This window comes from Treponema sp., assembly GCF_024696245.1.
Lineage (GTDB): Bacteria > Spirochaetota > Spirochaetia > Treponematales > Treponemataceae > Treponema_D.
Genome location: NZ_JAILGZ010000064.1, coordinates 1 through 2691, shown reverse-complemented (window position 1 = coordinate 2691; position 2691 = coordinate 1). Strand labels below are relative to the sequence as shown.

Genomic DNA, 2691 nt, shown 5'->3' with positions numbered 1-2691 from the left:
TAAAAAGCTTAATGAAAAATTTTTATCGAAGAAAAATATAGAAAAATATTTTATCCCCCCTGAACATGAGAAAACAGGGAATCAATTAAGTTATATAATTGTGAATTCTATCACAGTAAATCCCTCTGAATAGTGGTGGTTAATGTGAAATATATCACAGAAAGTACCGATTTTTACAATTTACCTATACAAACATAAAGTAAAACAGAAAATTATACACTTTTATGTATTTTAAGCTGATGGACTTAAAAAAATCGGCTATGTAAAATGATTCTATATTCAGTAATAATTGCGTGAATAATTTCACACAGGCTGAATATCATAGGGAATTGTGATGAAAACTACTGTTATACCGGGACCTTCAAAAAAAAGACTGGTACTTTTAGGAAGACTTCTATCTACTTATAAAGAAAGAACAATTACTTCCCAGAAGATTCAGGAGCTTACAGGATGGACAGCTGCTGCAATACGCAGGGACATTTCCATGCTGAACCTTCACTGCGGTGCAAGTAACGGATATAAAGTTCAGGAACTTAAAGCCGCCCTTCAGGAACTTGTATGTACCGACAGCAATAAACAGAAGTGCTGCATTATCGGTCTTAACAGAATGGGACAGGTTCTGCTGGATGACAATTCACTCTATGATTCACCATTTAAAATTGTGGCAGGATTTGATTCCAACGTAAACAGAACAGAAGTACTTCAGTCTTCTTTTCCACTTCACCCTACCACACTGCTGGAAAGCATCATCCGCTCAGAAGACATTAAATATGCCATTCTTACAGCAGAAGGTGATGAAGCCCAAAGCCTGGCAAGTCGTCTTGCCCAATGCGGAATCAAGGGAATCGTAAACTACACTTCTTCAGTGCTTACCCTTCCTAAAACAGTTGCTGTAGAAAACGTTTGTCTTCTTACAGCCCTGGAAAACCTGAGTGCAGGAAACAACGGCTGTTTTTAGCCGAAATGATATTTTATTTTTTTCAAAGGAGAAAAATTATGAGCAGAGTCTACAATTTCAGTGCAGGTCCATCTTGCCTGCCAGAAGAAGTATTAAAAGAATGCGCAGCAGAAATGCTTGACTACAATGGAACAGGTCAGTCCGTAATGGAAATGAGCCACCGTTCAAAGGCATATGAACCAATCATTGAAGATGCAGAAGCAATGATCCGCAAACTTATGAAGGTTCCAGAAAACTATAAGATTCTTTTTGTACAGGGTGGAGGTTCTACTCAGTTTGCAATGGTTGCAGAAAACCTTGGTATTCACACAGGAAAAGCTGCTTACATCGAAACTGGTGTATGGGCAAAAAAAGCTGCTCAGGAAGCTGCTAAACTTGGTATTGAAGTAACAACAATTGCTTCTTCAAAAGACAAGAACTATTCATACATCCCTAAAGTAGAAAAAATCGAAGGTGACTACGATTACGCTTACATCTGCTTTAACAACACAATCATGGGAACTCACTACGAATACATTCCGGAAACAGGAAACATTCCTCTCGTAGCTGACATTTCTTCATGTGTTCTTTCTGAAGAACTTGACGTTTCTAAGTTTGGACTTCTCTTTGCAGGTGCACAGAAAAACCTTGCTCCAGCAGGTGTTACACTTGTAATCATCCGCGAAGACCTTATTACAGAAACTCCACGTGCAGGAACACCTACAATGCTTACATACAAAACACATGCAGATAATGGTTCCATGTACAACACACCTCCATGCTACACAATCTACGTTCTGGACAAGGTTCTTCACTGGATCGAAAAGAATGGTGGTGCAGCAGGTATCAACAAGCTTAACGTAGAAAAAGCAAACTACCTTTATGACTTCCTTGATAACTCAGACTTCTATCATGCAACTACAGAAAAGGGAAGCCGCTCACTTATGAACGTTCCATTCCTTACAAAATATTCTGACCACGCAGCTGATGATGAAGCTGCAGCAGCTAAAGAAAAAGAAATCAACGACAAGTTCGTAAAAGAAGCTGCTGCTGCTGGTCTTGTAAACCTTAAGGGTCACCGTCTTGTTGGCGGAATGCGTGCTTCAATTTACAACGCAATGACACTTGATGGTGTTAAAGCCCTTGTTGAATTCATGAAAAAATTTGCAGCAGCAAACTAAGGAGTAAAAGATGTATAAAATTCAGACATTAGACCGTATCAGTGCAATCGGGCTTGATAAATTCTCAAGGGATGATTATGAAATCGCCAGCGAAATCATGAATCCTGATGCAATTCTTGTTCGTTCACACGACATGCTCAGCATGGAACTTAATCCAACTGTAAAAGCTATTGCCCGTGCAGGTGCAGGCGTTAACAATATTCCATTTAAAGACCTGGCACAGAAGGGTGTTGTAGTTTTCAATACACCAGGTGCAAATGCCAACGCTGTAAAAGAACTTGTAATCATGAGTCTTCTTCTTGCAAGCCGTCCTGTAATTGCAGCAAACAACTGGGTTAACACAGAACTTAAAGGCAAGGGTGCAGAAATCGCTTCTCTTGCAGAAAAAGGCAAGAAAAACTTTATCGGACAGGAAGTTAAGGGAAAAACTCTTGGCGTTATCGGTCTTGGTGCAATCGGTGCAATGGTTGCCAACACTGCTATTGAAATGGGAATGAATGTAATCGGTTACGACCCATTCCTTTCTGTAGATGCAGCCTGGTCCCTTAAATCAGAAGTAAAGCATGCAGAAAC

3 protein-coding genes are annotated in these 2691 nt (G+C 39.7%); all 3 read left to right on the top strand.

Features of this window, described 5'->3' with window-relative positions; genetic code table 11:
- Positions 1-334: 334 nt before the first annotated feature.
- Positions 335-958 carry a winged-helix domain-containing protein gene (locus K6D58_RS04475; RefSeq protein WP_296828064.1) on the top strand — a complete coding sequence of 208 codons (624 nt, stop codon included), beginning with the start codon at positions 335-337 and terminating at the stop codon, positions 956-958.
- Positions 959-996: 38 nt separating this feature from the next.
- Positions 997-2118 (top strand): 3-phosphoserine/phosphohydroxythreonine transaminase, encoded by a 1122-nt coding sequence (gene serC / locus K6D58_RS04470; protein ID WP_296828062.1) that lies wholly within the window; start codon positions 997-999, stop codon positions 2116-2118.
- A gap of 10 nt (positions 2119-2128) precedes the next feature.
- Positions 2129-2691: NAD(P)-dependent oxidoreductase (locus K6D58_RS04465; protein ID WP_296828060.1), on the top strand; the 563-nt coding region annotated here is incomplete at its 3' end.